The following is a 26,133-nucleotide window of genomic DNA, read 5'->3' as shown; positions in this document are numbered from 1 at the left end:
TATGAATACAAATATGCATAATTTTCCAATGTCTACTGAGCCCTTGCCCACCCTCTCGTCTTTTGAACTGTTGACCGCCTACAACCCGTGGTGGGGCGATCTGGCCATCGCATTCACCGAACTGCCAACCTTTCGCCGCGATGTGTTCGACGATCTGTACGCCGATGTCACCTCGCTGCCGCAGATGGTGTCCGTCACCGGGCCGCGCCGCGTGGGCAAGAGCACCTTGCTGCAACAGTGCATCCAGCAATTGATTGCCGACGCCCCCGATGGCGCTGCCCAGGCCCGACGCATCGTCTACTTTTCCATGCAGGACCCAGGGCTGGAGCTGCCCGGCTTCGATGCAGACCGCTTCTTCAACCAGCTCGTGGCCTCTGCCGCAGCGCAGGCGAAAGAAGGGACTGTGTACCTGTTTCTGGACGAGATCCAGCGTTTTCCGCGCTGGGAGCTGTACCTCAAGAAGTACTACGACCTGAAGACACCTGTTCGATTCATCGTTTCAGGTTCGGCCAGCACGCCGATTTTTCGCAAGTCGCGTGAGAGTTTGTTGGGGCGGATCAAGGACTTTCATGTGTTGCCGTTCAGCTTTCGGGAGTACTGGGCTTCCAATCCAAATCTTGGGCTTAGCGCGCGTAGGCGGAAAATGCTGCCTGGATTTGGTGAGCTGGGGCGAGAGTGGTCTTCTGTCGTTGACCAAAAAACGCTGGTCACACATTTGTCCGAGGAGCTTCCAAAGTTTCAGGGTATTTGGAATACGGCAGCTTCGATCGTTGAGCCATTTCTCTTCGAAGGCGGCTTCCCCGAAGTCTGGAACCTCCCCACCCTGCTCGCCAAGCAGGAATACCTCTATCAGAACCAGGTCGAGCGCGTCATCTTCGAAGACCTTCTGGTCGCAGCAGAATTCCGCAAGCCCGAGATGCTGCGCCGCTTCTACCTGGGTCTGCTCAAGGACCCGGGGCGCGAGTCCAACCTGTCGCAGGTCAGCAAGGAACTGGGCATGGTGCGCTCCACCATCGAGAGCTACTTCCCCTTGCTGGAAGCGACCGACCTGGTTTGGCGCCTGCACAAGCACACCAGCACCAAGGCCACGCCCAAAGCCGGCAACTTCAAGACCTACCTGGTGGACCTGGCCGTGCGCAATGCGGTGATGAAGCTCAGCCAGGAGCAGATGGTGGCCGACGCCACGCTCATGGGCGCCTACGCCGAAAACGTGGTCGCCAACCACTTGCGCCGCTGGCCGGGGCTGGTGGAGCTGGGCTACTGGCGCCGCAACAACGACGAGATCGATTTCATCGTGGACCTGGGTTCCACCCGCATCGCGGTTGAGGTGAAGTACCGCAACCAGGTGCTGGACAAGGATGTGCTCAAGGCCGCCCGGCTGGCGCAGGAGCACGGTTGCGAGGCCTGTGTGGTGGTGAGCAAGGAACCGCTGCCGGACGAAGCGCTGGAGCGCCTGAAAGCCGCAGCGCCCTTGCCCGTCGCCGTTGTGCCGCTCGCGGCGTTCCTAATGCTGTTCTGAGCACGACAGCGCTCACCCGCGCCCGCCTGACACAATCCCACTCCGTGCTCACCGTCCTGCTCGTCACCTTCCCCTTCTTCGCGCTTGTGCTCGCCGGCTTCGTGGCGGCGCACCGGCGCATGCTGCCGCTGGAGGCGATTCCCGGGCTCAACGGCTTCGTGCTGTATTTCGCCCTGCCGGCCATGCTGTACCGATTCGGCTCCACCACGCCCATCGCCCAGTTGCTGGATGCCTCGGTGGCGGGGGTGTATGTGGTGTGCGCGCTGGTGATGGTGGCGTTTGCCATTGCCATGACGCGCAACGCGCGCATCCGCTGGAATGATGCATCGCTGGGCGCGCTGGTGGCCGCATTCCCCAACACCGGTTTCATGGGCGTGCCCCTGCTGGCCGCGCTGCTGGGTCCGACCAGTGTGGGGCCGGTGATCGTTCTCATCATGGTCGACATGATCATCACCAGCTCGCTGTGTGTGGCGCTGTCGCGGCTGGACGAAGGCGAAGGCCATGGCGGGCAGGCCATGATCGACGCTGGCAAGAAGGCGCTGCGCGGCGTGGCGGCCAACCCCATGCCTTGGGCGATCCTGCTGGGTGCGGCGGCATCTGCGGTGGAGTTCACCTTGCCCAAGCCGGTGGAGCAGACGGTGTGGCTGCTGGCCGACGCGGCCTCGCCGGTGGCGCTGTTCACCATTGGCGCGGTGCTGGCCCGTTCCCAGTTGCAGGCCAACCATCCCATGCCGCTCTCCGACTACGTGCCGGTGGCGCTGATGAAGCTGGTGCTGCACCCGCTGCTGATGCTGGGCGTGGGCACCGCGGCCATCCAACTGGGCGTGCCGCTGGAGCCGTTTGCGCTCTCGGTGATGGTGCTGATCGCGGCCCTGCCCAGCGCCAGCAATGTGTCGCTGCTGGCCGAACGGCTGGGTGCCGACAACGGGCGCATTGCGCGCATCATTCTGGTCACCACGGCCGCGGCCTTTCTCACGTTCTCCGGGGCCGTGGCCCTGCTGATCTGAACGCGGACCACCGGCCGGCCGCCAGATGCTGCGCCGCCGCATTGGCAGGCGCTATCGCATTGATTTGTCTAATTGGATCGACAAATCAATAGGGCGCTTCTAAAGTCGTGGCTCCAATCAACCCACCCGAGCACAGCCATGAAGCCGACAAATTCTGCCCCTACGCTTGACGCCAGTTGGCTGGACATTCTGGCCGCCATGGCCCAGGCACACTGAATCCGACTTTGTCACACCAGGAGATGACGATGAGCAACACCCCCACCGAAGCCCAATGCCCGTTCCATGCCGCAGGCGGTGCCCGAGCCACCCATGGTGCGCAGTCCAATGCCGACTGGTGGCCGAACCAGCTGAACCTGTCCATCCTGCACCAGCACGCACCCGCCTCCAACCCGATGGACCCGGACTTCGACTACGCCGAGGCCTTCAAACAGCTGGACTTTGCGGCGCTGAAGAAAGACATGGTGGCCCTGATGACCGATTCACAGGACTGGTGGCCGGCCGACTGGGGCCACTATGGTGGCCTGTTCATCCGCATGGCCTGGCACTCGGCTGGTACGTACCGCACCGCTGACGGCAGGGGCGGCGCCAGCACCGGCAACCAGCGCTTCGCGCCACTCAACAGCTGGCCCGACAACGGCAACCTCGACAAGGCGCGCCGCTTGCTGTGGCCGCTCAAGCAGAAATACGGCAACGCCATTTCCTGGGCCGACCTGTTCGTGCTCGCCGGCAACGTGGCGATGGAAACCATGGGCTTCAAGACCTTCGGTTTTGGCGGCGGCCGTGCCGACATCTGGGCACCCGAAGAAGACGTGTACTGGGGCGCCGAGAAAGAGTGGCTGGCCACCAGCGACAAGCCCAACAGCCGCTACAGCGGCGAACGCGATCTGGAGAACCCGCTGGCGGCCGTGCAGATGGGCCTGATCTACGTGAACCCCCAGGGCCCGGACGGCAATCCCGACCCCGTGCTCTCCGGCCGCGACGTGCGCGAGACCTTCGCCCGCATGGCCATGAACGACTATGAGACCGTGGCCCTGGTGGCCGGCGGTCACACTTTCGGCAAGATGCATGGCGCGGGTGACCCGGCGCTGGTCGGCCCGGAGCCCGAAGGAGCGCCCATCGAAGAAATGGGCCTGGGCTGGATCAACAAACACGGCACTGGCAAGGGTGGCGACGCCACCACCAGCGGCTTCGAAGGCGCCTGGAAACCCAACCCCACGAAGTGGGACATGGGCTACTTCAAGGTGCTGTTCAAGTACGACTGGGAGCAGGTCAAGAGCCCGGCCGGCGCCATCCAGTGGCGCGCCAAGGACGTGGCGCCCGAGGACATGATCCCCGACGCGCACGACCCCAGCAAGAAGCACCCGCCGCACATGACCACGGCCGACCTCTCACTCAAGTTCGACCCGGCCTACGAAAAAATCTCCCGCCACTTCGCCGCCAACCCCGACGAGTTCGCCGACGCCTACGCCCGTGCCTGGTTCAAGCTGACCCATCGCGACATGGGACCGAAGGTGCTGTACCTCGGCCCTGAGGTGCCGGCCGAAGACCTGATCTGGCAGGACCCGCTGCCCGACGTGGACCACCCGCTGATCGATGCGGCTGATGTGGCCGCACTCAAGGCCCAGGTCCTGGCGTCCGGCCTGACGGTACCGGAACTGGTGTCCACCGCCTGGGCGTCGGCCTCCACCTTCCGCGGAAGCGACAAGCGCGGCGGTGCCAACGGTGCGCGCATCCGCCTGGCGCCGCAGAAAGACTGGGAAGCCAACCAGCCCGCGCAACTGGCCAAGGTGCTGGTCGCGCTGGAGAAAATCCGTGCTGAATTCAATGGTGGCGCTGCCGGTGGCAAGAAGGTCTCTCTGGCCGACCTGATCGTGCTGGCTGGCGACGCCGCCGTGGAAGCCGCCGCCAAGGCCGCGGGTACCAGCGTGGAACTTCCCTTCACCCCGGGCCGCACCGACGCGTCGCAGGAACAGACCGACGTGGAATCTTTTGACGTGCTCGAACCCGTGGCCGACGGTTTCCGCAACTACCGCAAAAAAGCGTACAGCGTGTCGCCCGAAGAGATGCTGCTCGACAAGGCGCAGTTGCTCACGCTCAGCGCACCAGAAATGACGGTGCTGGTCGGTGGCCTGCGTGTGCTGGGCAACAACGTGGGTGGTTCCAGACACGGCGTGTTCACCCAGCGCGTGGGGCAACTCACCAACGACTTCTTCGTCAACCTGGTGGACATGTCCACCCAGTGGACGCCCACCGGTGACAACGCCTATGAAGGCCGCGACCGCCAGAGCGGCGCCGTGAAATGGACCGCCACCCGCGTGGACCTGGCGTTCGGATCCAACTCGCAGTTGCGCGCCCTGGCCGAGGTCTATGCCCAGAACGATGGCAAGGCCAAGTTCGTCAAAGACTTCGCCGCCGCCTGGACCAAGGTGATGAATCTGGACCGCTTCGACGTGAAGTGATTCCGCATCAGATGAGCCGGGCTGGATGAGCCTGGCCCCGGCGCCCTGTCAGCTCACTGGCGGGGCGTTTTGTTTGGTTCAGCGCTTCGTGCCCAACGCCTCCTGTTCCAGCAGCAGGTAGGTGTTGTACGCGTTCATGCGGTTGGCGAAGTTGAACATGGGCGTGGACTCGAACGCGCTCCAGTCGGTGGTGGCGTAGGCCTCCTCGAACGGCACAAAGTCCTCTACGGCGCGCGCCATGCTGGCGCGCAGGTGCTTGAGGTAGTCGCGGGTCATGCCGATGTCCTTGCGCGGTTCGGTCGATGCCGTGCCGTGTCCGGGCACCACCGCGGCCGTGTCGAAGGCCAGCACCCGCTCCAGCGAACGGATCCACTGGCTGCTGTCGGCCATGCCCACAAAAGGCAGACGGCCGTTGAAGAACAGGTCGCCGGCAAACAGCACCCGTTCTGTGGGCACGTAAACGACCAAGTCTTCCGGCGTGTGCGAGGGCCCAACGTGATCCACCTCGAACACCACGCCGCCCACCTTGAACGAAGTGGGACCGTCGATCCACAGGTCGGCGTCCACGATGCGCGTTTGGTCGTCGATCCACGGCGCCAGGTCGCTGCGCGAAGCCTCCAGCCGCAGCCGCGCGGTGTCGGACTGGATGTAGGCCTGCGCCGCCCGATGGGCCACGATCTGCGCACCCATGGCCTTGAAATGCTGCAGGCCGTAAATGTGGTCCGCGTGGTAGTGGGTGACCACCACGTGCGTGATGGGCAGGGGCGTGATTCTCCGGATGGCGGCGGTCAGGCGCTCGGCCAGCCGAGGCGAACCCAGCGCATCCACCACCACCACCCCGGTCGGCGTGACCACGAAGCCGGCGTTGCTAATGAAGTTCTGGTTTTTTGGCGAGCCCAGCTGAGACAGGCCTTTCACGTAGTGCGTGTTCGGCGCCACGCGCACGGTCTGCATCGGCGGCTCGGCATCGGCTGATCGGGCGGGTGCGGTGAAGGCAAGGGTCAGGCTCAGGGTCAGAAAAGTGCGCAGGGCGGCGTGGCGCATGGGTGTCTCCAAGTGGTTTTTGTGCTGTTTTCCGCTTATATCGCAGTTTGCTTATGTTTGGTTCGGGTTCAGGCTCACGTTTTGGATCGGCGTGCCGATGAAGCTTGTGCAAAGACCACCCGGAGATCCCATGCTCGCAGCGCCCTTGCCCCGAAACGAAGCCAAGCGCCTGGAAGCGCTTCGTTCACTGTTGATTCTGGACACCGCGCCCGAAGAGCGCTTCGACCGCATCTCGGCCTTCGCTGCGAAGGAATTCGACGTGCCGATCGCGCTGGTGTCCCTGGTGGACCAGGACCGCCAGTGGTTCAAGTCCAACTTCGGCCTGGACGTTTGCGAAACCAAGCGGGACGTGTCCTTTTGCGGTCATGCCATCAACAAGTCGGAACCCCTGGTGGTCCCCGATGCCCTGCGCGACCCCCGTTTTGCCGACAACCCCCTGGTGATCGGCCGTCCCTTCATCCGCTTCTACGCCGGGGCGGGTCTGCGCCTGCCGTACGGTCAGGTGGTCGGCACGCTGTGCATCATGGACCGGCGCCCGCGCGATTTCGACAAGCTGGACGCTGCCATCCTCGGCGGCCTGCGCGACCTGGTGGTGGACGAGCTCTTCCGTCGCGAAGAGGCGGCCGTATGAGCGCCGCCCGGCCGCTCCGAAGGCGCTCAGCCCCGGAGTGCGCAGCACGGAGGGTCGTCCAATGAGTGCCCGGGCAGGCGGCGTCACCCGCAATGTGCTGTTGATCGAACCCGACGGGCTGGTGCGTGGCACGGTCGCGTCGGTCTGCCGCGACATGCACATCGCGCGCGTGCGCCAGGCGATCAGCATCGCGTCGGCAGAAGAATGGCTCAAGGCCGGAACGCCCCATGGCATGTTGATTTCGCTGGCCGAAGGCGAGTCGGCACTGGCCTTTCTGGCCCGGCTTCGGGAGGGTGCCTACCGTTGCGATGCCAACATGCCGGTGGCCGCGATGGCCCGCGCGGGAGACGGAGCGCTGGTGGCCCGTCTCAAGGAACTGGATGTGCGGCGCTTGCTGCTTCAGCCGTTCAAGTTGCGCGACGTGATCCACACGCTGGAGCAGCTCTGGCCGGTGCGGGAACTGCTCACGGCGTGAGACGCGGGGATTGGCGTGAGGGGGGCGTTCCCCTCCCACTTCATGCGTTGCGTCGGCTCCGCGACGGCAGGTAGGCCTTGTCTTCGGACTTGCGCTTCTTTTTGGCGTCGGAGCCACCGCAACTGCCGATGTCGCAACAGCTCAGAAAGTCACACCAGCCCCACTTGCCAGGCGAAGGCGTGAAGTCGAAGTCACACGGCAGATCGCAGTCACCCCGCTCCTTCGAAGGAGGGCGCGGACGCGGCGTTGTGAAGCGCCGATGGGCCACACCGCAGAGGCCGGTCCGCTGGCGCAGCAACAACCACCCCTTGGTTACCCCAAAACGGCGGATGGCCCGGAACCCCAGTTGTGAGCAGCTGCAGCGCCCGGTGTGCAAGCGGTAGGCGCAGGCAAAGCCCTTGTGGGGAGAGACGAAGCGCTGGTACAAGCGGATAGCGGAGAGGGCAAGCGTGCGCATGAATTGAGAGGGCGGGTGGTCTTGCTCAGATCGAAAGGGGGTCCACATCCACCGCAAACCGCACCAGCCCACGCGCCTCGGGCAGGCTGCGACAGGCCAGCAGCACCGGCTGCCAGGCGGCCAGAAAGCGCTGCAGCGCCGCGCGCGAGGGGGATTCCACCAGCAATTGCGCGCGCTCCACGTTGGCCACCCGCTGGATGGTCAACGGCACCGCAGGGTACAGCGTGATCTCGTCGCGGTGCGGCAAGGCAGTGCCTTGCTCGGCCGCCGCGTTCAGAAAGGCCTGGGCAGCGGCCTGGGTGCGGGCGTCGGCGCGCAGCAGGGCCTGGAAGCCATAGGGCGGCATGGCGGCGGACTCGCGTTCGGCCAGTTGCTCGGCGGCAAAACCCGGGAAGTCGTGCTTTTTCAAGCTCGCAAACAGCGGGTGCTGCGGGTACCAGGTTTGCACCCACATTTCACTGGCCGCGCTCTGCGTGGCGTCGCGCCCGGCGCGACCGGCCGCCTGCATCAGCAGCGCAAACAGCCGCTCTGGCGCGCGGTGGTCGCTGGCGAACAGGGCGCTGTCGGCGTTCACGCTGGCCACGAGAGTGATGCGCCGGAAATCATGGCCCTTGGCGATCATCTGCGTGCCCACCAGCACGTCCACCTCGCCGCTGTGCAAGGCCGCCAGTTGGACCTCCAGACTGCCCTTGAGGCGGGTGGAGTCGGCGTCCATGCGCGCCACACGCGCCGGGCCGCCATCGGCGCGTTTCACGTCGGCCAGCAAACCGGCCAGCTGTTCTTCCACCTGTTCGGTGCCGCGGCCCACGGGTGAAATATCCAGGTTGCCGCAGTCCGGGCAGGCGCGCGGCACGCGCTCGGTGAAGCCGCAGTGGTGGCAACGCAGCGTGCGGTCCAGTTTGTGGAAAACGCGGTACGCGCTGCAATGCGGGCAACCGCTTTTCCATCCACAGGCGTGGCAGGCCAGCACCGGGGCATAACCGCGCCGGTTCAGCAGCACCAGGCATTGTTCGCCGCGGCCGATGCGTTCGGCCATGGCCGCCACCAGTGGCAGCGCCAGCACCGCGCCCTTGGGCTGGTGGTTCATGTCCACCAGCCGCAGGCGCGGCAGGCTGCCCCCACCAATGCGCCCCGGCATCTCCAGGCGCAGGTAACGCCCCTGGTCGGCGGCGTGCCAGCTCTCCAGCGAAGGTGTGGCCGAACCCAGCAGCACCTGGCAGCGAAGGGCACTTGCTCCCTCTCCCCCTGGGAGAGAGCTGGGTTGAGGGCCCGCACGCCCAGCCACCGCTTCAGTGGCCAAGGCCTCCGTCTCCACCTTGGCTCGGTACACCGCGAGGTCCCGCGCCGAATACCGCGCCCCATCTTGGCTCTTGTAGCTCGGATCGTGTTCTTCATCCACCACGATCAGGCGCAGCCCGGGCAGGCTGGCAAACACCGCCATGCGCGTGCCCAGCACAATGCGCGCCTGGCCGGTGTGTGCCGCCAGCCAACTGGTCAGGCGCTGTGCCGGCGTCATGCCGCTGTGCAGGCAGACCACCGCACCCGCACCAAACAGCGGCTCGAACCGTTCCCGAAAACGCGATTCCAGTTGCGGCGTCAGGTTGATCTCCGGCACCATCATCAGTACCTGGGTGGGCGCCTGGCCGTCACCGGCCTGCTCCAGCACGCGCTGGGTGGCCCGCAGGTACACCTCGGTCTTGCCACTGCCGGTGGCACCGAACAGCAGCACCGGGGCATTCGCACACTCCAGTTCAGCCAGCACCTGGGCCTGCTCGACGCTCAGTGCCGGCCATGGGGCAGCGGGTGGTGCATGCCCATCGGGCGCCGCGTCGGGCTGGGCCGACGCCTTGGCCCGGCGCTTGAGCCGGCGCGCGAGTTGGGTGGCATCGAGCTCGCGCAACTGCGGCGGCAAGGCGGCCAGCGCCACCTCGCCGGCGCTGCGCTGGTAGTAACGCCCCGCAAAACTCACCAACTGGCGCCAGCGTTCGTTGAGCGGCGGCAGGCCTTCCAGTGCGCCCACCACCGACTTGGTCTGGGCCACGGTCAACCCTTCCGGTGGCTCGGCGGGACAGTCCCACACCACGCCCAGCACCTCGCGCGAGCCCAGCGGAACGCGCACAAGCGTGCCCGGCGCTAGCGACAACTCACTTCGGTAAGTGAGGCTGGCGCCGATGCCGCTGTGGGCTGGCGTGGCGATCACGACACTCGGCCAAAAAGCCATGTTTAGCGGTTCTTCCTCAGTTGCAATGTGGAAAAGCGGTGTAAGTCATTGATTTGACATGCGATCCAGACCTGTCCAGAGTTTCTGTGGATAACTTTGTTGATAGTTTGCTTTGGCGCGCTTGGAGGCCTTGAAAATCAACGGTTTGCTTAAAGTGCTCACAAAAAAAGCAGAAATCTAACTTCAATGAAATCAAGCACTTAGCAAACTCTTCTCCAAACGGCAGGGATTTGCAGGCCCGGCAATTCCATTGCGCACCGCAGCACAAAATTTGTGCATAAGTAAGGCCTGTCAAGTGTTTCTTTTGGCGTCTTTTGTGCTATGGGCCTGCGCCAACCCGGTTTTTGGCGCTTGTCAGGCCTTGGCGAGAGCCGTCCTGGCAGGCCTGCCAGGGTGATGGTTTCAACCCCTTTGGCGCAGGCGCCGTGAGTGAGTGTGCACTGCGTCGACCAGTGCGGTCACGTGTTCCGGCGGGGTGTGCTGGCTGATGCCGTGGCCCAGGTTGAAGATGTGAGTGGCGCCCACGCCTGGCCCCTGGTGGGGTGTGCCAAAACTCTCCAGCACCTTCGCCACTTCCGCGTCGATCGCCTCGGGCGGGGCAAAAAGCACGTTCGGGTCGATGTTGCCCTGCAGCGCCTTGCCGTCGGGGCCTTCGCCCACCTGCGCGCGCGCCTTGCCCAGGTTCACTGTCCAGTCCAGGCCCAGCGCGTGGCAGTCCAGGTCCTTCATGTCGTCCAGCCACAGGCCGCCGCCTTTGGTGAATACGATGCGCGGGATGGTGGCGCCCTCAAAACTGGGCTTGAGCTGGTCCAGCACCCGGCGCGTGTAGGCCAGACTGAATTGCTGGAAGTTGCCGTCCGCCAGCACACCACCCCAGCTGTCGAACACCATCACCGCCTGTGCGCCGGCCTCGATCTGTGCGTTCAGGTAAGCCGCCACGGCGTCGGCATTGATCGCCAGAATGCGGTGCATCAGGTCGGGTCGGCTGTACATGAGCGACTTCACCGCCCGGTAGTCGTCCGATCCGCCGCCTTCCACCATGTAGCAGGCCAGCGTCCAGGGGCTGCCGGAAAAGCCGATCAGCGGCACGCGCCCGTTCAAGGCCTTGCGGATGCTGGTCACCGCGTCGAACACGTAGCGCAGCTTGTCCATGTCGGGCACGGCCAACGCGGCCACGTCGGCCTCGGTGCGCACGGTCTTGGCAAACTTCGGGCCTTCGCCGATGGCGAACGACAGACCCAGGCCCATGGCGTCGGGCACGGTGAGGATGTCGGAAAACAGGATCGCCGCGTCCAGCGCATAGCGCTCCAGCGGCTGCAAGGTCACCTCGGTGGCGTAGTCGGTGTTGGTGGCCAGCCCCATGAAGCTGCCCGCCTTGGCGCGCGTGGCGCGGTATTCCGGCAAGTAGCGCCCGGCCTGACGCATGAGCCACACAGGGGTGTGGTCGGTGGACTGGCGCAGGCAGGCGCGCAGGAAGGTGTCGTTCTGCAGGGGGGCGAAAGGCATGGGCTTGAGCTTTTGTGTGGGATCGGTGCGTTCGGGAGATTATCCCGTCTGACGAGCAGGGTCCGTGGTGGTGGTTATGGGGTCTTCCGGTACATCGGCTGATTGCCATGCCTGACGCTGCATGACCTGAATCCAATTCTCGACGCTGCATGACGACGGATACCATGACCGAAGAGTGCCTTGTTCAATACACGGCAGCGATCTCAAACAAACAAGCAAGAAGCGCAAATGGCACTTTTACTCAAACGACACTTCGCGCTGGTCGGTGTCATGGCCACTGCCGCAATCGCTGGCTGCTCTCAGATATGGATTCTTCCTCCATCAGCCGACGGCAGCTACAGACAAAACATAGAAGTGGATAGCGCCAGACCGTCTTCACCCGCAAGCAACCACTTTGTGAACCGAAACGATTTGTTCAGGGGCACACCCGACTCTCCCGCCCAGATCCGAATCCGCCGCATGCCGAACATTCCCGCACGTTTGGGACCGCTTCATGCCGAATTGTTGGTATGGGCGGTTGTGGAAACCGACGGGACCGTTCGCGACGTCGTCGTCGGCAAAAGCAGTGGCAATCCCGAAGTTGACGCCTTGTATGTCAAGGCACTTCGGAGCTGGACTTTTTCGCCGGCACAGGCAGGCGGACACGCTGTCGCGCAGCAGGTCGGGCAAACAATTTTGCTCAGGCTCGAATAATTCGCGTCCAGATCTTCCAGCAATGAGGGTCTTCCGTCCGCTGCCTTCCTTGAATGCACCTGTTTGAGCTGCCCCTGGCTTGCTCGGCAACGACGTTGGCGTCTTCGACAGACTTTGCCAGAACGAAGGCAAAAGCTATGATCGACGCGATGCTCCGCAAAGCGGCGGTCTCCACATGAAGAGTTCAGAACGGCAAGACGCAGAGCCAATCCATTGAGTATTCGACGGACCAACGCAAATGGCCAAACCCAACCCGCCTCTGCCGCCTGAAGTTCTGGCGGCGTTTGAACGGCGTCAGCCTATGGAGGCCATCAAACTGTTGCTTGCGAATCGGGCGGGTCTCACAAAAAGCGCACCTCGGCAGCGCGATCAAACGGTTGGGACGCCAAAGGCAAGCGCGCCTGCGAACAAGGGGTCCATCAACCCCGCCAAAGGACTTTCGCCAGGCGAAGTGCCCAACACAGGATCGAAGTTCTGGGGCTGGGCGGTCGTCGCATTGTTTGCCTATCTGGCATATCGGCTCGTGCAGGGGTAGCCAAGCGGCTTTCATGCAGCGGCTTCGCGGCCCAGGCGCCGGGTGGCCAGCGCCCATTCATCCTCATCTGCAGAATTCGCAGACTGAGTGGGACCTCAGCAATACCTCCCGCTGTTCGATGGTCGTCGCATGAGGTCGCGATCCTTCGCACTGTCTTGCCGGTAAACGCCAGCACCTGCGGCACTATTTTGCTGCTGCGCACATGCTGATGCCGTCTGGCCAGGGGCTGAAGTGAGGCTCGCGCTTGGCCAGATCGGTGCCCGGCGATACGATTGCGGGGCTTCGCCTTCCTCCGGACAGTTGGAAGGGTGAGTGGCCAGGTTTCCCATCGGGACAAGGCAATGCTGGTGGCCGTCTTCGTGTGGCTTACCTGGGTACGAGCAGGTCCTTTCGTTTGCCAGCTTCACGGGCGCCACAGAGATTCAAACCCAATCGAGCGCGAAAAAAATGAATCCAACCCTCACTGCACTCACTGGCTTTGTTGCCTGGTCGTTGTTTCTCCTGCTGCTCATGGAGGTCATTCGCTCCAGGCTCGTCGTTACCGAGGTTGTTCCGGCCAACGGGTTCACGCCAGACAACGCGAACCTTTCACCCTTCATGCAGCGTCTGGCAAGGGCTCACGCCAACTGTGTCGAAGGGCTGCCGATTTTCGGCGGCCTGATGCTTATTGCGGCGGTGGCAGAAAAAACCACCCTCACGGATTCACTCGCTTACGTGTTCCTCGGTGCTCGCATCGTGCAGTCGGTGATCCACCTTGCTTCGATTTCCTCGTTGGCCGTCACGCTGCGGTTTCTGGCATTCGCCGTGCAACTGGCCATTGGGGTGTACTGGGCCGGCCGACTGCTTTGGGCATGAGCCCTGACTCTGGCGGAACGCCCACGCGACAAACCTACTCCTGGAGAATCTCAACATGCTTGACCACATGACTTTCCGCGTGACCGATATGGTTCGAACCAAATCGTTTTACAGCGCCGCCCTTGCGCCGTTGGGCTACAGCGTTTCCTTCGAAGGCAATTTCGGCATGAACGTCCTGGGATTTGCCTACCCGGACGCCGCTGAGCCGGACGGAAAGAAGGCCGATGTGTGGTTCGTCGATGGCCCCTCTCCATATGGCGGGTCTCCAGCGACAACTGGCTGTCACCTGTGCTGGCGTGCCGAGACTCGTGCGCAAGTGGATGCCTTTCACCAGGCGGCGATCAGGGCCGGAGGAAAAGACAATGGTCCCCCTGGCCTGCGCCCAGACTATCACCCGTACTACTATGGCGCTTTCGTCATTGACCCTGAAGGCAACAACATTGAGGCGGTGTGCCATCGACCTGAATAGGTGAAGTGTTGCGCCTTTGTGCCACCGCGCAGCCCCAAATGCATTGGCGTCACCGCCCCGACGTGAATATTCAAATGGGTCATCACCTGGGTCAATCGCTGTCCCAAATCAATACCGCGGCCGAGCAAGACCGAACCTCAGCCGTTTGAGAGTCTGCCGATTTGAGCTGAGCCACATAACGGTAACCTGCACCGCTCTACCCGTCGACACCCATGCCTGCACCAGAAACCCTCACCCGCTTCATCGCGCTTGTTGAGCAGAACGCCCACGTTGAGGCGATTGAGGCGTTCTACACGCAAGACGCCTCAATGCAGGAGAACACGTCAGCGCCCAGGGTCGGGCGCGATGCGCTTGTGGCCCACGAGTCGCGTGTGATGGAGCGAGCCAGGACCGTGCGGTCGAAATGCGTCGGCCCAGTGTTCACGAACGGTGATTTCGTTGTGATCCGCTGGCTGTTCCGATTCGAATTTCAGGACGGCACGGTGCGTGAAATGGAAGAACTGGCCTACCAGGAGTGGCGAGGCGAACGGATATGCAAGGAACAGTTCTTTTATGACCCGGCGCAATTCGCCCCCCAATCCCCGGTCGCCTCGCGGTGAAGCCCTGCTCCGCTGTCTGTCTTCACAGGCCAATGAGAATGTCACGTGACAACCCGCTGCAGAGAAACAGCACCGCCCGACTTGCCCTTGATCCACACAACCTCGGCCACCCTGCAAGGACCCACCGTGTTCCGCCTCCTCAACATCGATCACCTGGTGCTCCGTGTCGTTGACCTGGAGAAAATGATGCACTTTTACTGCAATGCCATCGGCTGCAAGGTGGAAAGGCGCCAGGACGAGATTGGCCTGATTCAGCTCCGCGCCGGAAGTGCGCTCATCGACCTGGTGCCCATCGATGGGAAGCTCGGGCGCGTCGGTGGAGCCGCACCCGGCAAGGAGGGGAGAAATCTGGATCACTTCTGCCTGCGGATCGAGCCTTTCGACGAGACGGACCTGCGCGATCAGCTTGCGCGCCATGGCTATGAAGCCGGCCCTGTTGAGCAACGCTACGGTGCAGAAGGCGAAGGTCCGTCGATCTATGTGACGGACCCGGAGGGCAATGTGGTGGAGTTCAGGGGCCCAACGCTCGCATAATGTTGGTTTGAGCACCATCTCAACTGAAGGGGCGGGCATGCAACTCCACACCGCACGCGTGTTCGTACGAGACCTGGCAGCAGCGCAAGCCTTTTACGAACAAGTGCTTGAACTGCCGCTGCAGGCGGGTCGGGCAGAAGACGGCTTTTGTGTCTTTGGTGCCGGTTCGTGCCAGTTGGTAGTTGAGCCGGTCACGCAGGACGCACCGTTGGAAGAGCAGGTTCTGGTGGGCCGTTTCACCGGGCTGTCTTTCAGCGTGAACGACATCCGTGCCAGGCACCGTGAACTGCGCGCGCGCGGTGTCAGCTTCACCGGTGAACCGGAGCGCCAGGACTGGGGCGGTACCCTGGCCACCTTCAGCGACCCGGCAGGCAACGAGATTCAGCTCGTGGAGCATCCTGCCTCGGCCTGATCCGGACATCTGTCGGCTCATGCACTCGCATTGAAGCGCCGCCCATCAGGAAGTCGCCATGCCCGCGAAAGAACGTGACAAGCTGCTACAGGTATTGAAGCTGCGCTTTGAGAAGCACATGCACCGGCATGCCGGTATCGCATGGGCGCAGGTGCTGACCAGGCTCGAAACCCATCCGGATGCCTGGCGGTCGCTGCAGAAAATGGAAGCCACGGGTGGTGAGCCTGACGTGATCGGTCGCGATGAGGCGTCGGAAGGTCTCATCTTCTGCGACTGCTCCCCAGAGAGCCCCGCGGGGCGCAGAAGCACCTGCTATGACCGACAGGCACTCGAATCCCGCAAGGAACACAAACCGGCGAACAGCGCGATGGACATGGCGGCCGACATGGGCATCGAGCTACTCACCGAATCGCAGTACCGTGCCCTGCAGCAGCTGGGTGAATTCGACAACAAGACATCCAGCTGGATCCGCACCCCGCCTGCGATCCGGGCTTTGGGCGGAGCCCTCTTCTGTGACCGGCGCTACGGCCAGGTGTTCGTCTATCACAACGGCGCGCAGTCGTACTACTCGGGCAGGGGGTTTCGCGGTTCGCTTCGGGTGTGACCCGTTGCCGCTTTTTGGGATCACCTTGTCGATTTGGCCTGCCCCCATGCGTCGTAGGCAGAGAGCGTAAAACCTCCCTCGACCCACAGGGCCAAAAGCAAGGAGCCGTTCATGCCTGCAAGCGAAAAATCCATCCCTGGTGCCGGATCCGTGAAGGGCCCGGCGTCTTACTTTCCTTCCATTGAAAAGAAGTACGGTCAGCCCATTGCGCACTGGTTGGCCGTGCTCCAGAAGGCTGGGCCCCTCAAGCACATGGCCTTGGTGGATCTGCTCAAGTCGGACCACGGCATGGGCCATGGCCATGCCAATGCATTGGTGGCGCATTTTCTGGCCGGGCAATCAGCGCGTTGAAATGAAGCGCGGGCGCGCCCGGGCCGCATCGAATGGATGGGCCCGGCCGCGGCTTGGCAAACGGATCAGGGGTGTCCACAATGTGCAGGCCGCCTGGCGCCAGGCGGGTGTTTGCAGCGCCCCATATTCATCTTCATGGAGCCAGTCATGAGTGTTTCTGGTCTGCTCACCATCACCGGTCTGGATGTGCGTGCTGTGCATGTGCCGATGCGGCTTCCGCTGCAGACCAGCAGCGGTGCCATCCACATTGCGCCGCTGGCGCTGATCGATCTTCATACCCAGGAGGGCGTGACCGGCCGCACCTATCTGTTCTGCTACACACCTCTCGTCCTGAAGCCGGTGTGCGCCATGCTGAACAACCTGGCGCCGCTTCTGCAGGGCATGCCGGTTGCGCCGCTGGAAATCAACCGAGCGCTTCACGCCCGCTTTCGTCTGCTGGGTGCCAAGGGCATTGTGGGCATGGCGCTGGCGGGCCTCGACATGGCGGCATGGGATGCGTTTGCGCGCGCCCAGGCGCAGCCGCTGGCGCGTGCACTCGGGGCCGATCTTCTTGAGATTCGCGCCTACAACAGTTGCGGGCTCGGTCTGATCGGTGCTGATCTCGCTCCGGCAGAGGCGGAAGTCCTGGTCTCTGCCGGGTTCTCCGCCATCAAGGTTCGCCTTGGCTATCCAGAGCTTGCGACCGACATCCAGGTCGTCAGGGCCGTGAAGGCGGCCATTGGCGAGGGTGTGCAACTCATGTCGGACTACAACCAGGGGCTCTCGGTGCCCGAAGCCGAACGCCGGGTTCGGGCACTTGCCGATGAAGGCCTCTGCTGGATCGAAGAGCCCTGCGCCGCACATGACTATGCGGGCTACGCCCGGGTGCGGGCGGCATCCACGACGCCGATCCAGATGGGCGAAAACTGGTGGGGGCCCAGCGAAATGGCCATGTGCCTCAGCTTCGGCGCTTCAGATCTCGGCATGCCGGACGCGATGAAAATCGGTGGGGTCACAGGCTGGATGCAGGCTGCCACGCTGGCAGACGCCGCTGGCATGCCGATTTCCACGCATCTCTTCCCGGAAGTCAGTGCGCATCTCATGGCGGCCACACCCACGCGCCACTGGCTGGAGTTCGTGGACTGGGCTTCGCCCATACTCGCCCGGCCCCTGCAGATCAGGAACGGCCACGCCTGTCTGTCAGACACCCCTGGCACCGGGATCGAGTGGGACGAATCAGCCGTTGGGCGCTACCTCGTTCCCTGAGCTTTGACGCTTGCGGGCCGAGCGACCCTGCCTTCAGGGCGTCTTGCCCAGCAGGGCGTCCTTGAGCTGCCAGTCGGCGGGCTTGTTGCCCAGCCAGATGCGCATCAGGGCGTTGAAGAACTCAGGCTCCACAAAGGGTTCGCCTTCGACCTTGCCCTTGATGGTCAGCACGGTTCCCGTGCCGGGAACCCAGTCGATCACGAAGGTTTCGCCTGTCTGAAGGCGCTTGTGGTCGCTGAAGACCTGACTCATGCGAAGCACGCCGGGAATCAGGCGCGAAAACGCCTTGCGATCCATGTTGTCTTCCATCCCTCTGGAGAACAGCTTGCCCAGTTCGGCCGAGTCGATGTCGCGCAGCATGGTGATGGTCATGCGCTTGGGGCCAGGCGCCGACATCACGGCTTCGGGGGTGGTCGCCTTTTCACTCAGGTACAGCCCGGCCGTGTACACCTTGAACACGGCCTTGTAGCGAACGCCGGCACCATTGAGCTGCAGCGAGCTGCCGCCCACCACGGCACGGTCTTCCAGTTTCACGCCTGCAACATCGATGGTGGCGCCCAGGGCCAAGGCGGGCGTCAACAACAAGATGCCGATGGAAAAGGCGGCGGCGCGGAGCAATCGGATCGGATGAGGCATGGTGTACTTCAGAAAAACGAACGATCGTTCGAAAATTGATATTTTCTGCCGCCAGACTTCAACAAACAAGCAGGGCTTTCCCGTTGGGGTGTGAAGGTTTGCACAGGCTGGTCAATTGCATTTGGGCTTTGCTACACTCGCGGCACCATGTTCAACCCACGCACATCCTTCACAGGTGGTCTGCCGAGCCGCAATGGCCGGGGAGCCTGGCCCTGGCGTAAGCCAGCGTAAATGTGCCCATCCCTTTGGGGCGCGTAGCGAAGGTCACCGGCTGTGAGGTGCCCGTGGTGCGCTCCCCCCCAAACCCTGGCGGCCGCGCCGAGCAGGGACCCCAGGACAAACGGCTTTCATTGCACCCAACCGGGTGGAGCCGACGGAGCGTCTGAACGAACATGATCACCGAACTGGAATTCAAAAGTCTGGCCCAGCAGGGCTACAACCGCATCCCGCTCATGGTGGAAGCCTTTGCGGATCTTGAAACACCGCTGTCGCTGTACCTCAAGCTGGCCCATGGGCGTGGCGACGGCAAATACAGCTTTCTTCTTGAATCGGTGGTGGGCGGCGAGCGGTTTGGCCGCTACAGCTTCATCGGGCTGCCCGCGCGAACCCTGCTGCGCGCCAGCGGATTTGGTGCTGACGCCAAAACCGAGGTGGTGCGCGACGGCGCGGTCGTCGAGACGGACCAAGGCAATCCGCTGGACTTCATTGCCGCCTACCAGAAGCGTTTCAAAGTGGCACTTCGCCCGGGCCTGCCACGTTTCTGCGGTGGTCTGGCCGGCTATTTCGGCTACGACGCGGTGCGCTACATCGAGAAGAAACTGGAAGCGACCTGCCCACCCGACACCCTGGGCTGCCCCGACATCCTGTTGCTCCAGTGCGAGGAGCTCGCGGTGATCGACAACCTCTCGGGCAAGCTCTATCTCATCGTCTACGCGGACCCCGGTCAGCCAGAGGCCTACGCCAACGCCAAGAAGCGTTTGCGGGAACTTCGCGAAGCGCTGAAGTATTCCGTGAGTGCACCGGTGGTCAAGCCCAGCCAGAGCTTTCCAGCCGAGCGCGACTTTGCCAAGGCCGACTACCTTGCCGCTGTGGAGCGCGCCAAGGAGCTGATCGCCAATGGCGACTTCATGCAGGTGCAGGTGGGGCAGCGCATCAAGAAGCGCTACACCGAATCGCCGCTGAGTTTGTACCGTGCGCTGCGGTCGCTCAATCCCAGCCCATACATGTATTACTACCACTTCGGTGACTTCCATGTGGTGGGCGCATCGCCCGAAATCCTGGTGCGACAGGAAAGCACGGTCGAAGGCACCAAGGTGACGATCCGCCCACTGGCCGGCACGCGCCCGCGCGGCGCCACGCCGGAAAAGGACAAGGCCACCGAACAGGAACTGGTCAACGACCCGAAAGAACGGGCAGAACACGTGATGCTCATCGACCTGGCCCGAAACGACATTGGTCGCATCGCCCAGGTCGGCAGCGTGAAAGTCACCGAGGCGTTTGCCGTGGAGCGGTACAGCCATGTGATGCACATCGTGAGCAACGTGGAAGGCCTGCTCAATGCGGGCATGACCAACATGGACGTGCTCAAGGCCACTTTCCCCGCCGGCACCCTGACCGGGGCGCCCAAGGTGCACGCCATGGAACTGATCGACCAGCTGGAGCCCACCAAGCGCGGCCTCTACGGCGGCGCCTGTGGCTACCTCAGCTACGCCGGCGACATGGACGTGGCCATCGCCATCCGCACCGGCATCATCAAGGACCAGACCCTGTACGTGCAGGCAGCGGCCGGCGTGGTCGCAGATTCGGTGCCCGAAATGGAATGGAGAGAAACCGAGCACAAGGCGCGCGCCTTGCTGCGTGCGGCAGAGTTGGTTGAGGAGGGTCTGGAATGAGCAAGAAGATTCAATTGCTGATGGTGGACAACTACGACTCGTTTACCTACAACATCGTGCAGTACTTCGGTGAACTCGGCGCCGAGGTGAGCGTGGTGCGCAACGACGAGATCACGGTCGATGACATTCAGCGCCAGGTCGATGCCGGCCAGGTCGATCGCCTGGTCATCTCCCCTGGACCCTGTTCGCCGGCAGAAGCCGGCATTTCGGTGCCGGCGATTCAGCACTTTGCGGGCAAGCTGCCCATCCTCGGCGTGTGCCTGGGTCACCAGAGCATTGGTGCGGCGTTCGGTGGCAAGATCATCCGGGCGCAGGAACTCATGCACGGCAAGACCAGCGTCATCACCACGACGCAGGCCGGTGTGTTCGCCCACCTGCCCGAGCAGTTCACCGTCAACCGCTACCACTCATTGGCCATTGAGCGCACCAGTTGCCCGGCATGCCTGGAAATCACGGCCTGGACGCCTGACGGCGAGATCATGGGCGTGAAGCACAAGACCTTGCCCATCGAAGGTGTGCAGTTCCACCCCGAAAGCATCCTCACCGAACATGGCCATGCCATGCTCAAAAACTTCCTGGAGCAAGTGCAATGACGGCCGTCGATCTGAGAAGCGACACGGTAACGCAACCCACCGTTGCCATGCGCGAAGCCATGATGGCCGCGCCGCTGGGCGATGACGTGTTCGGAGACGACCCATCGGTGAACGCGCTGCAGGCGCACATCGCTGCCATCACCGGCAAGGAAGCGGCCTTGTTCATGGCCAGTGGCACCCAGAGCAACCTCTGCGGGATGATGGCCCACTGCGATCGCGGTGACGAATACATCGTGGGGCAAAACGCCCACACCTACCGCTACGAAGGCGGTGGCGCCGCCGTGCTGGGCAGCATCCAGCCGCAACCGCTGGCACAGGACGCTGCCGGGCTCATGCGACTGGAAGACATCGCCGCCGCCATCAAGCCGGACGATCCGCACTTTGCCCGCACGCGCCTGCTGTGTCTGGAAAACACCTGGAACGGTCAGCCCATGCCGCAGGCCTATCTGCAACAGGCGACCGACCTGGCAAGACAGCATGGTCTGGCCACCCACCTCGACGGCGCCCGCGTGTTCAACGCGGCGGTGGCTCGTGGCGGCGACGCGTTTCAAAACCTGCGGGACATCGTTGATCTTTTCGACAGCGTTTCGATCTGTTTCAGCAAAGGCTTGGGCGCCCCTGTGGGATCGGCGTTGTGCGGATCCCGGGAGCTGATCGACCGTGCGCGCCGCTGGCGCAAAATGGTCGGTGGCGGATTGCGGCAGTCTGGCTTGCTGGCCGCCGCCGCTCACCATGCCCTGGACCACCACGTGGCCCGATTGGCCGATGATCATGCGCTGGCGCAGCGTCTGGCACAGGGTCTTTCCAACATCAAGGGCTTGAGCGTTCGCTCGGCGCAAACCAACATTGTGTTTGTAGACGTCGCGGACGGCCTAGGCCCCGATCTGCTGTCGCACCTGGAAAGACTCGGTGTGCGGGCCACCGGGCTCATTGGTCTGCGCTTCGTGACCCACCTTGACGTGGACGCGGCGGGCATCGACCACGCCATCGCCTGTACCCAGGCGTTCTTCTCTGAAGGCGCAAGCCAGACGGCGTCGCGGTCGGCGGGCACCGCTGTTTACTGAAACGGGGTACGTCATGCCCGATCTGCCACAACTCCTGCTCTTCATTGCGGCCGGCTGGTTGCTAAATCTCACGCCGGGTCCGGACGTGCTCTACATCGTCACCAACGCGTTGCGAAGCGGCGTGCGCGCCGGCGTCGTGGCTGGCTTCGGCATCTTCAGCGGCTGCTTTGTGCATGTGGCCGCGGCTGCTGTGGGCCTGAGCGCCCTGTTGGCCACCTCCGCCACAGCTTTCACCGTGCTCAAGTGGATCGGAGCGGCCTACCTGCTTTGGATGGGTGTGCGCCTGTTGTTCGCCAAGGCCACGCCGCTGAACCTGGAAGGTGGCGCCGTTGATGTGAACCTTTGGCGCGTCTACCGCCGGGGCTTTCTCACCAACGTACTCAACCCCAAGGTAGCGCTGTTCTTCCTGGCTTTCGTGCCACAGTTCATTGCGCCTGACGCAGACAACAAGGCCTGGATTTTCCTTGCCCTGGGCGTGATCTTCAACGTCAATGCCATCCCCATCAACATGGCCTACGCGTGGCTGGCGGCCTGGGCAGCGCGCCGCGTGCACACCGTTCAGCGCGCCATGCACTGGATGGACCGCGCCGCTGGCGTACTGTTCGTGGGTTTCGGCCTGCGACTGGCCCTGACCGACAATCCCACCCAGTAGGAGACACCATGCCCCACAGCCACAAGATCACCCCGCAGGAAGCCCTGCAACGCACCATCGAGCACCGCGAGATCTTCCACGACGAAATGCTGCACCTCATGCGGCTGATCATGGGCGGCGAGATGTCGCCCGTGATGATGGCCGCGCTCGTCACCGGCCTGCGCGTGAAGAAGGAAACCATTGGCGAAATCACGGCAGCGGCGCAGGTGATGCGCGAGTTCTCCACCAAGGTGAACGTGGCCGACAAAACGCACCTGGTGGACATCGTGGGCACTGGCGGCGACGGCTCTCACACCTTCAACATTTCCACTTGCAGCATGTTCGTGGCCGCAGCGGCAGGCGCCAAGGTCAGCAAGCATGGCGGGCGCAGCGTCAGCAGCAAGAGCGGCAGCGCCGACGTGCTGGAGAGCCTGGGCATCAACATCAACCTGACGCCCGATCAGATTGCGCGCTGCATTGAACAGGTGGGTGTGGGTTTCATGTTCGCGCCCAACCACCATCCGGCGATGAAGAACGTGGCACCCGTGCGCCGCGAGCTCGGCATCAAGACCATTTTCAACATCCTCGGCCCGCTCACCAATCCCGCTTCCGCGCCCAACATCCTCATGGGTGTGTTTCACCCGGATCTGGTGGGCATTCAGGTGCGTGCGCTGCAGCGCCTGGGCGCCGAACACGCGGTGGTCGTCTACGGCCGCGACGGCATGGACGAGGTGTCGCTGGGCGCTGCCACCATGGTGGGGGAACTCAAGAGTGGCGAAATCACCGAATACGAGATCCATCCGGAAGACTTCGGTTTGACCATGGCCAGCAACCGCACGCTGCGTGTGGAAACGCCCGAGGACTCCAGGGCCATGCTGATGGGCGTGCTGAACAACAGCGACGAGGCGTCGGTCAATGCCGCCAAAGACATCGTGGCACTCAACGCAGGCGTGGCGCTCTACGCCGCCAATGTCTGCGAGGACATGGCCCGGGGTATCGCGCTGGCGCGCCAGACCATCGAGTCCGGCGCGGCGGCGCAAAAGCTGCGCGAGCTGACCGACTTCACGCAAGCCGCCACGACCACTGGCAGCGCCTGATCCAGGCCATGAACCTCCCGGTCTGGATGCAAAACGAAGGCGCCTGGATCGCCATCGGCATCTCGCTGCTTTTCATGGTGGCTGGTGTGCTGATGCACCGGTTCATCAAGAAGGTGCTTCAGGCACCCCCAACCCAGGAAACGGAATCCCATGAGTGACATCCTCAACAAAATCGTGGCCGTCAAGCACGAGGAAATCGCCGCCGCGCGCAAGAAGAAGCCGCTGGACGTGGTTCGCTTCGATGCCGAAAGCCGCGTGCTGACCCGGGACTTCGAGGCCGCGCTTCGCTCCAAGATCCAGACGGGCCAGGCGGCAGTGATCGCGGAAATCAAGAAAGCCAGCCCGAGCAAAGGGGTGTTGCGCGAAGACTTCATTCCGGCCGATATCGCCCAAAGTTATGCAGAGGGCGACGGAAAGACCCAGGCCGCCTGCCTTTCGGTGTTGACAGATCGACAGTTCTTCCAGGGCAGCCCTGATTTCCTGAAGCAGGCACGTGCGAGCTGTGACTTGCCCGTGCTGCGCAAGGACTTCATGATCGATCCGTACCAGGTCTACGAGGCGCGTTCGATGGGGGCAGACGCCATCCTGTTGATCGCGGCCTGCCTGGACGACGTGCAGATGGCCGAGTTGGAGGCGCTCGCGCTGTCTCTCAACATGGCGGTGCTGGTGGAAGTGCACGACCGAGAAGAGCTGCAGCGCGCCCTGAAACTCAAAACGCCTTTGCTGGGGATCAACAACCGCAACCTGCGCAGTTTCGAGGTGACGCTCCAGACCACACTGGACATGCTGCCAGAGGTACCGGCCGGCCGGCTGCTGATCACCGAGTCGGGCATTCTGTCCCGGGCCGACGTGCGCCTGATGCGCGAGGCCAACGTGCATGGCTTTCTCGTCGGCGAGGCGTTCATGCGCGCCCCCGACCCCGGGCTGGCGCTGGCCGAGCTGTTCGGATGAGCATGGCGGAGATGCAAGGCCAGTTGTTGCCCGAAGAAGCGGCGAACGCCCCTGGGCGACTGGCAATGGTTGACCCGGCCAGCTGGCAGGTGGACGGTGGTTGGGCGCCTTTGGTTCGGGATTTCTGGGCAAGCCCGGCAGGCCTCGGACTTGCGGCGTTTCTTCGGGAGCGGGTGGTCCTGAGCCCTGTGTATCCCCCGGAGCCCCTGCGGGCGCTGACGCTGGCCGGGCCTGAGGTGGTCAGCGTGGTCATTCTTGGGCAAGACCCTTATCACGGTCCCGGGCAGGCCGAAGGCCTGGCGTTTTCCGTGGCGCCGGGCGTGAGGATGCCGCCGAGCCTGCGCAACATATACAAGGAGCTGCAGCGCGACAACGGCACGCTCCCGCCTGCCCATGGGTCGCTGGTGCGCTGGGCGGAGCAGGGCGTGCTGCTGTTGAACACCTGCCTGACGGTGGAAGAAGGCCTTCCCGCAAGCCACGCCGGGCGAGGTTGGGAAGTGCTTACCGATGCGGTGATCCGCCGCTGCAGCGATGCCGGCCCCCCCAAGGTGTTTCTGCTGTGGGGCGCTCATGCCCAGAAAAAGCTGCCGTTGATAGATCCTTCCCGTCATCTGGTGCTCTGCGCGAACCACCCTTCGCCGCTGTCGGCCAGCCGGGGTCCGGTGCCTTTTCTGGGGTGTGGGCATTTCAGTCGGGCCAATCTCTGGCTGGTGGAACGGGGGCGTTCACCTGTTCGGTGGTGAAATGCACTTTGTGGTGTTGCATTGGCGCGAAGAGAAAACATGGCATAATGCTGGGCTGCGCTATGGAGGGGTGGCCGAGTGGTTAAAGGCAGCAGACTGTAAATCTGCCCGCTAACGCGTACGCTGGTTCGAATCCAGCCTCCTCCACCAGCAACCGATGAGATATGCGAGCGATTGGAATCAAAGCGCTTTGAGAGTGCCGGTCTTTGGGTTCTGAAGATGGGCCTGTTCGGGCGGGAGTAGTTCAATGGTAGAACCCCAGCCTTCCAAGCTGATGACGCGGGTTCGATTCCCGTCTCCCGCTCCATGTTGCGTTGGTTGATGTGCCCGTCAGGGTGGTTGTGAAGGTTTTCAGGCGTCCGGCCCGGTGCTGGGTGCCTTTGCCCTTGTGGCTCAGTGGTAGAGCACTCCCTTGGTAAGGGAGAGGTCGCGGGTCCGATTCCCGCCAAGGGCACCAACGATTTTTTGATCTGGTGTTTCGGCAATTTTGATTTTGGAGCTGAAAAATGGCAAAAGAGAAATTTGAGCGGACCAAGCCGCATGTGAACGTGGGCACCATTGGTCACGTGGACCATGGCAAGACGACGCTGACGGCGGCGATCACGACCGTGCTGTCGGCCAAGTACGGCGGTTCGGCCAAGGCCTACGACCAGATCGACGCGGCCCCCGAAGAGAAGGCCCGCGGCATCACCATCAACACCGCGCACGTGGAATACGAAACGGCCAACCGCCACTACGCCCACGTGGACTGCCCCGGCCACGCCGACTATGTGAAGAACATGATCACCGGTGCCGCCCAGATGGACGGCGCCATCCTGGTGTGCTCGGCCGCTGACGGCCCCATGCCCCAGACCCGCGAGCACATCCTGCTGGCCCGTCAGGTGGGTGTGCCCTACATCATCGTGTTCCT

At 63.2% G+C, this 26,133-nt stretch carries 29 protein-coding genes and 3 tRNA genes; 27 read left to right on the top strand and 5 right to left on the bottom strand.

Going from position 1 to position 26,133, the window contains the following annotated elements:
- Window positions 1–28 precede the first annotated feature (28 nt).
- From J2W49_RS07725 to katG, 3 genes are all read left to right on the top strand, one after another.
- Window positions 29–1,519, top strand: a complete 1,491-nt coding sequence (locus J2W49_RS07725; RefSeq protein WP_310313917.1) for an ATP-binding protein — start codon at window positions 29–31, stop codon at window positions 1,517–1,519.
- A 44-nt stretch (window positions 1,520–1,563) separates the two neighbouring features.
- On the top strand, window positions 1,564–2,526 hold the full coding sequence (locus tag J2W49_RS07720) for an AEC family transporter (RefSeq protein WP_310313914.1): 963 nt from the start codon (window positions 1,564–1,566) through the stop codon (window positions 2,524–2,526).
- A gap of 245 nt (window positions 2,527–2,771) precedes the next feature.
- Window positions 2,772–4,985 (top strand): catalase/peroxidase HPI, encoded by a 2,214-nt coding sequence (katG, locus tag J2W49_RS07715; protein WP_310313911.1) that lies wholly within the window; start codon window positions 2,772–2,774, stop codon window positions 4,983–4,985.
- A 78-nt stretch (window positions 4,986–5,063) separates the two neighbouring features.
- Here katG and J2W49_RS07710 read toward each other — a convergent pair whose 3' ends face one another.
- Window positions 5,064–6,029: an MBL fold metallo-hydrolase gene (locus tag J2W49_RS07710; protein ID WP_310313908.1), complete on the bottom strand. Its 966-nt coding sequence runs from the start codon at window positions 6,027–6,029 to the stop codon at window positions 5,064–5,066.
- Window positions 6,030–6,159: 130 nt separating this feature from the next.
- Between J2W49_RS07710 and J2W49_RS07705 the strand changes: the two genes are divergently transcribed.
- On the top strand, window positions 6,160–6,660 hold the full coding sequence (locus J2W49_RS07705; protein ID WP_310313905.1) for a GAF domain-containing protein: 501 nt from the start codon (window positions 6,160–6,162) through the stop codon (window positions 6,658–6,660).
- 61 nt (window positions 6,661–6,721) lie between these two features.
- Window positions 6,722–7,135, top strand: a complete 414-nt coding sequence (locus J2W49_RS07700; RefSeq protein ID WP_310313902.1) for a DNA-binding transcriptional response regulator — start codon at window positions 6,722–6,724, stop codon at window positions 7,133–7,135.
- Window positions 7,136–7,175: 40 nt separating this feature from the next.
- Here J2W49_RS07700 and yidD read toward each other — a convergent pair whose 3' ends face one another.
- The 3 genes from yidD to hemE all read right to left on the bottom strand — a co-directional run bounded on the left by yidD (window position 7,176) and on the right by hemE (window position 11,319).
- Window positions 7,176–7,592: a membrane protein insertion efficiency factor YidD gene (gene yidD, locus J2W49_RS07695; protein ID WP_310313900.1), complete on the bottom strand. Its 417-nt coding sequence runs from the start codon at window positions 7,590–7,592 to the stop codon at window positions 7,176–7,178.
- A gap of 25 nt (window positions 7,593–7,617) precedes the next feature.
- Complete coding sequence (gene priA, locus J2W49_RS07690) at window positions 7,618–9,813, bottom strand: replication restart helicase PriA (RefSeq protein WP_310313899.1); 2,196 nt, start codon at window positions 9,811–9,813, stop codon at window positions 7,618–7,620.
- A gap of 402 nt (window positions 9,814–10,215) precedes the next feature.
- Window positions 10,216–11,319, bottom strand: a complete 1,104-nt coding sequence (gene hemE / locus J2W49_RS07685; protein WP_310313895.1) for a uroporphyrinogen decarboxylase — start codon at window positions 11,317–11,319, stop codon at window positions 10,216–10,218.
- A 180-nt stretch (window positions 11,320–11,499) separates the two neighbouring features.
- On the opposite strand from hemE, the gene J2W49_RS07680 reads away from it, so the two are divergent.
- The 10 genes from J2W49_RS07680 to J2W49_RS07635 all read left to right on the top strand — a co-directional run bounded on the left by J2W49_RS07680 (window position 11,500) and on the right by J2W49_RS07635 (window position 17,616).
- Entirely contained in the window at window positions 11,500–12,012 is a 513-nt protein-coding gene (locus J2W49_RS07680; RefSeq protein WP_310313893.1) for an energy transducer TonB, read from the top strand.
- Between the two features lie 238 nt (window positions 12,013–12,250).
- Window positions 12,251–12,547, top strand: a complete 297-nt coding sequence (locus J2W49_RS07675) for a hypothetical protein (RefSeq protein ID WP_310313888.1) — start codon at window positions 12,251–12,253, stop codon at window positions 12,545–12,547.
- A 312-nt stretch (window positions 12,548–12,859) separates the two neighbouring features.
- Window positions 12,860–13,402 carry an MAPEG family protein gene (locus J2W49_RS07670; RefSeq protein WP_310313885.1) on the top strand — a complete coding sequence of 181 codons (543 nt, stop codon included), beginning with the start codon at window positions 12,860–12,862 and terminating at the stop codon, window positions 13,400–13,402.
- Window positions 13,403–13,457: 55 nt separating this feature from the next.
- The gene (locus J2W49_RS07665) at window positions 13,458–13,871 is read left to right on the top strand and encodes a VOC family protein (protein ID WP_310313882.1); all 414 of its coding nucleotides are present in this window, start codon (window positions 13,458–13,460) and stop codon (window positions 13,869–13,871) included.
- 212 nt (window positions 13,872–14,083) lie between these two features.
- On the top strand, window positions 14,084–14,470 hold the full coding sequence (locus J2W49_RS07660) for a nuclear transport factor 2 family protein (RefSeq protein WP_310313880.1): 387 nt from the start codon (window positions 14,084–14,086) through the stop codon (window positions 14,468–14,470).
- A gap of 126 nt (window positions 14,471–14,596) precedes the next feature.
- Entirely contained in the window at window positions 14,597–15,004 is a 408-nt protein-coding gene (locus tag J2W49_RS07655; RefSeq protein WP_310313877.1) for a VOC family protein, read from the top strand.
- Between the two features lie 37 nt (window positions 15,005–15,041).
- Window positions 15,042–15,416: a VOC family protein gene (locus J2W49_RS07650; RefSeq protein WP_310313874.1), complete on the top strand. Its 375-nt coding sequence runs from the start codon at window positions 15,042–15,044 to the stop codon at window positions 15,414–15,416.
- Between the two features lie 58 nt (window positions 15,417–15,474).
- Window positions 15,475–16,020, top strand: coding sequence for a DUF4256 domain-containing protein (locus J2W49_RS07645; RefSeq protein ID WP_310313871.1), 546 nt, complete (start codon window positions 15,475–15,477; stop codon window positions 16,018–16,020).
- 111 nt (window positions 16,021–16,131) lie between these two features.
- Window positions 16,132–16,371: a DUF4287 domain-containing protein gene (locus J2W49_RS07640; RefSeq protein WP_310313868.1), complete on the top strand. Its 240-nt coding sequence runs from the start codon at window positions 16,132–16,134 to the stop codon at window positions 16,369–16,371.
- A gap of 147 nt (window positions 16,372–16,518) precedes the next feature.
- Window positions 16,519–17,616, top strand: coding sequence for an enolase C-terminal domain-like protein (locus J2W49_RS07635; protein WP_310313862.1), 1,098 nt, complete (start codon window positions 16,519–16,521; stop codon window positions 17,614–17,616).
- 33 nt (window positions 17,617–17,649) lie between these two features.
- Here J2W49_RS07635 and J2W49_RS07630 read toward each other — a convergent pair whose 3' ends face one another.
- Window positions 17,650–18,252 (bottom strand): chalcone isomerase family protein, encoded by a 603-nt coding sequence (locus J2W49_RS07630; protein ID WP_310313860.1) that lies wholly within the window; start codon window positions 18,250–18,252, stop codon window positions 17,650–17,652.
- A 392-nt stretch (window positions 18,253–18,644) separates the two neighbouring features.
- Here J2W49_RS07630 and trpE point away from each other — a divergent pair, with 392 nt between their 5' ends.
- The 12 genes from trpE to J2W49_RS07570 all read left to right on the top strand — a co-directional run.
- A complete protein-coding gene (gene trpE, locus J2W49_RS07625) occupies window positions 18,645–20,144 on the top strand; it encodes an anthranilate synthase component I (RefSeq protein WP_310313857.1) in 1,500 nt (499 codons plus the stop codon).
- Window positions 20,141–20,737, top strand: coding sequence for an anthranilate synthase component II (locus J2W49_RS07620; protein WP_310313854.1), 597 nt, complete (start codon window positions 20,141–20,143; stop codon window positions 20,735–20,737). The genes trpE and J2W49_RS07620 overlap by 4 nt, the downstream gene beginning before the upstream one ends.
- Window positions 20,734–21,801 carry a low-specificity L-threonine aldolase gene (gene ltaE / locus J2W49_RS07615; protein ID WP_310313851.1) on the top strand — a complete coding sequence of 356 codons (1,068 nt, stop codon included), beginning with the start codon at window positions 20,734–20,736 and terminating at the stop codon, window positions 21,799–21,801. Before J2W49_RS07620 ends, ltaE begins: the two co-directional genes overlap by 4 nt.
- Window positions 21,802–21,814: 13 nt before the next feature.
- A complete protein-coding gene (locus J2W49_RS07610) occupies window positions 21,815–22,453 on the top strand; it encodes a LysE family translocator (RefSeq protein WP_310313848.1) in 639 nt (212 codons plus the stop codon).
- A gap of 8 nt (window positions 22,454–22,461) precedes the next feature.
- On the top strand, window positions 22,462–23,529 hold the full coding sequence (trpD, locus tag J2W49_RS07605; RefSeq protein WP_310313845.1) for an anthranilate phosphoribosyltransferase: 1,068 nt from the start codon (window positions 22,462–22,464) through the stop codon (window positions 23,527–23,529).
- Between the two features lie 8 nt (window positions 23,530–23,537).
- A complete protein-coding gene (locus J2W49_RS07600) occupies window positions 23,538–23,687 on the top strand; it encodes a hypothetical protein (RefSeq protein ID WP_310313842.1) in 150 nt (49 codons plus the stop codon).
- Window positions 23,680–24,480 (top strand): indole-3-glycerol phosphate synthase TrpC, encoded by an 801-nt coding sequence (trpC, locus tag J2W49_RS07595; protein WP_310313839.1) that lies wholly within the window; start codon window positions 23,680–23,682, stop codon window positions 24,478–24,480. Before J2W49_RS07600 ends, trpC begins: the two co-directional genes overlap by 8 nt.
- Window positions 24,481–24,482: 2 nt before the next feature.
- Complete coding sequence (locus J2W49_RS07590; RefSeq protein WP_405000998.1) at window positions 24,483–25,223, top strand: uracil-DNA glycosylase; 741 nt, start codon at window positions 24,483–24,485, stop codon at window positions 25,221–25,223.
- 64 nt (window positions 25,224–25,287) lie between these two features.
- Window positions 25,288–25,373, top strand: a tRNA-Tyr gene (locus J2W49_RS07585).
- A gap of 83 nt (window positions 25,374–25,456) precedes the next feature.
- Window positions 25,457–25,530, top strand: a tRNA-Gly gene (locus J2W49_RS07580).
- A 75-nt stretch (window positions 25,531–25,605) separates the two neighbouring features.
- A tRNA-Thr gene (locus J2W49_RS07575) sits at window positions 25,606–25,680 on the top strand.
- A 49-nt stretch (window positions 25,681–25,729) separates the two neighbouring features.
- On the top strand, window positions 25,730–26,133 hold a 404-nt coding region (locus J2W49_RS07570), incomplete at its 3' end, for a GTP-binding protein (RefSeq protein ID WP_310313837.1).

It is taken from the genome of Hydrogenophaga palleronii (assembly GCF_031457455.1).
Taxonomy (GTDB): Bacteria; Pseudomonadota; Gammaproteobacteria; order Burkholderiales; family Burkholderiaceae_C; genus Hydrogenophaga; species Hydrogenophaga palleronii_A.
The sequence above is the reverse complement of the archived record's forward strand: the minus strand, read 5'-3'. Positions and strand labels throughout refer to the sequence as shown.

What these genes read in the sequence shown, in the direction of transcription:
- J2W49_RS07710 (WP_310313908.1), bottom strand. Translation starts at nt 6,029, where the DNA reads ATGCGCCACGCCGCCCTGCGCACTTTTCTGACCCTGAGCCTGACCCTT.
- hemE (WP_310313895.1), bottom strand. Translation starts at nt 11,319, where the DNA reads ATGCCTTTCGCCCCCCTGCAGAACGACACCTTCCTGCGCGCCTGCCTG.
- J2W49_RS07700 (WP_310313902.1), top strand. Translation starts at nt 6,722, where the DNA reads ATGAGTGCCCGGGCAGGCGGCGTCACCCGCAATGTGCTGTTGATCGAA.
- J2W49_RS07665 (WP_310313882.1), top strand. Translation starts at nt 13,458, where the DNA reads ATGCTTGACCACATGACTTTCCGCGTGACCGATATGGTTCGAACCAAA.
- trpC (WP_310313839.1), top strand. Translation starts at nt 23,680, where the DNA reads ATGAGTGACATCCTCAACAAAATCGTGGCCGTCAAGCACGAGGAAATC.
- J2W49_RS07630 (WP_310313860.1), bottom strand. Translation starts at nt 18,252, where the DNA reads ATGCCTCATCCGATCCGATTGCTCCGCGCCGCCGCCTTTTCCATCGGC.
- J2W49_RS07600 (WP_310313842.1), top strand. Translation starts at nt 23,538, where the DNA reads ATGAACCTCCCGGTCTGGATGCAAAACGAAGGCGCCTGGATCGCCATC.
- J2W49_RS07645 (WP_310313871.1), top strand. Translation starts at nt 15,475, where the DNA reads ATGCCCGCGAAAGAACGTGACAAGCTGCTACAGGTATTGAAGCTGCGC.
- J2W49_RS07725 (WP_310313917.1), top strand. Translation starts at nt 29, where the DNA reads ATGTCTACTGAGCCCTTGCCCACCCTCTCGTCTTTTGAACTGTTGACC.
- J2W49_RS07675 (WP_310313888.1), top strand. Translation starts at nt 12,251, where the DNA reads ATGGCCAAACCCAACCCGCCTCTGCCGCCTGAAGTTCTGGCGGCGTTT.
- J2W49_RS07650 (WP_310313874.1), top strand. Translation starts at nt 15,042, where the DNA reads ATGCAACTCCACACCGCACGCGTGTTCGTACGAGACCTGGCAGCAGCG.
- ltaE (WP_310313851.1), top strand. Translation starts at nt 20,734, where the DNA reads ATGACGGCCGTCGATCTGAGAAGCGACACGGTAACGCAACCCACCGTT.
- trpD (WP_310313845.1), top strand. Translation starts at nt 22,462, where the DNA reads ATGCCCCACAGCCACAAGATCACCCCGCAGGAAGCCCTGCAACGCACC.
- J2W49_RS07610 (WP_310313848.1), top strand. Translation starts at nt 21,815, where the DNA reads ATGCCCGATCTGCCACAACTCCTGCTCTTCATTGCGGCCGGCTGGTTG.
- J2W49_RS07705 (WP_310313905.1), top strand. Translation starts at nt 6,160, where the DNA reads ATGCTCGCAGCGCCCTTGCCCCGAAACGAAGCCAAGCGCCTGGAAGCG.
- J2W49_RS07640 (WP_310313868.1), top strand. Translation starts at nt 16,132, where the DNA reads ATGCCTGCAAGCGAAAAATCCATCCCTGGTGCCGGATCCGTGAAGGGC.
- priA (WP_310313899.1), bottom strand. Translation starts at nt 9,813, where the DNA reads ATGGCTTTTTGGCCGAGTGTCGTGATCGCCACGCCAGCCCACAGCGGC.
- trpE (WP_310313857.1), top strand. Translation starts at nt 18,645, where the DNA reads ATGATCACCGAACTGGAATTCAAAAGTCTGGCCCAGCAGGGCTACAAC.
- J2W49_RS07590 (WP_405000998.1), top strand. Translation starts at nt 24,483, where the DNA reads ATGGCGGAGATGCAAGGCCAGTTGTTGCCCGAAGAAGCGGCGAACGCC.
- J2W49_RS07660 (WP_310313880.1), top strand. Translation starts at nt 14,084, where the DNA reads ATGCCTGCACCAGAAACCCTCACCCGCTTCATCGCGCTTGTTGAGCAG.
- katG (WP_310313911.1), top strand. Translation starts at nt 2,772, where the DNA reads ATGAGCAACACCCCCACCGAAGCCCAATGCCCGTTCCATGCCGCAGGC.
- J2W49_RS07635 (WP_310313862.1), top strand. Translation starts at nt 16,519, where the DNA reads ATGAGTGTTTCTGGTCTGCTCACCATCACCGGTCTGGATGTGCGTGCT.
- yidD (WP_310313900.1), bottom strand. Translation starts at nt 7,592, where the DNA reads ATGCGCACGCTTGCCCTCTCCGCTATCCGCTTGTACCAGCGCTTCGTC.
- J2W49_RS07620 (WP_310313854.1), top strand. Translation starts at nt 20,141, where the DNA reads ATGAGCAAGAAGATTCAATTGCTGATGGTGGACAACTACGACTCGTTT.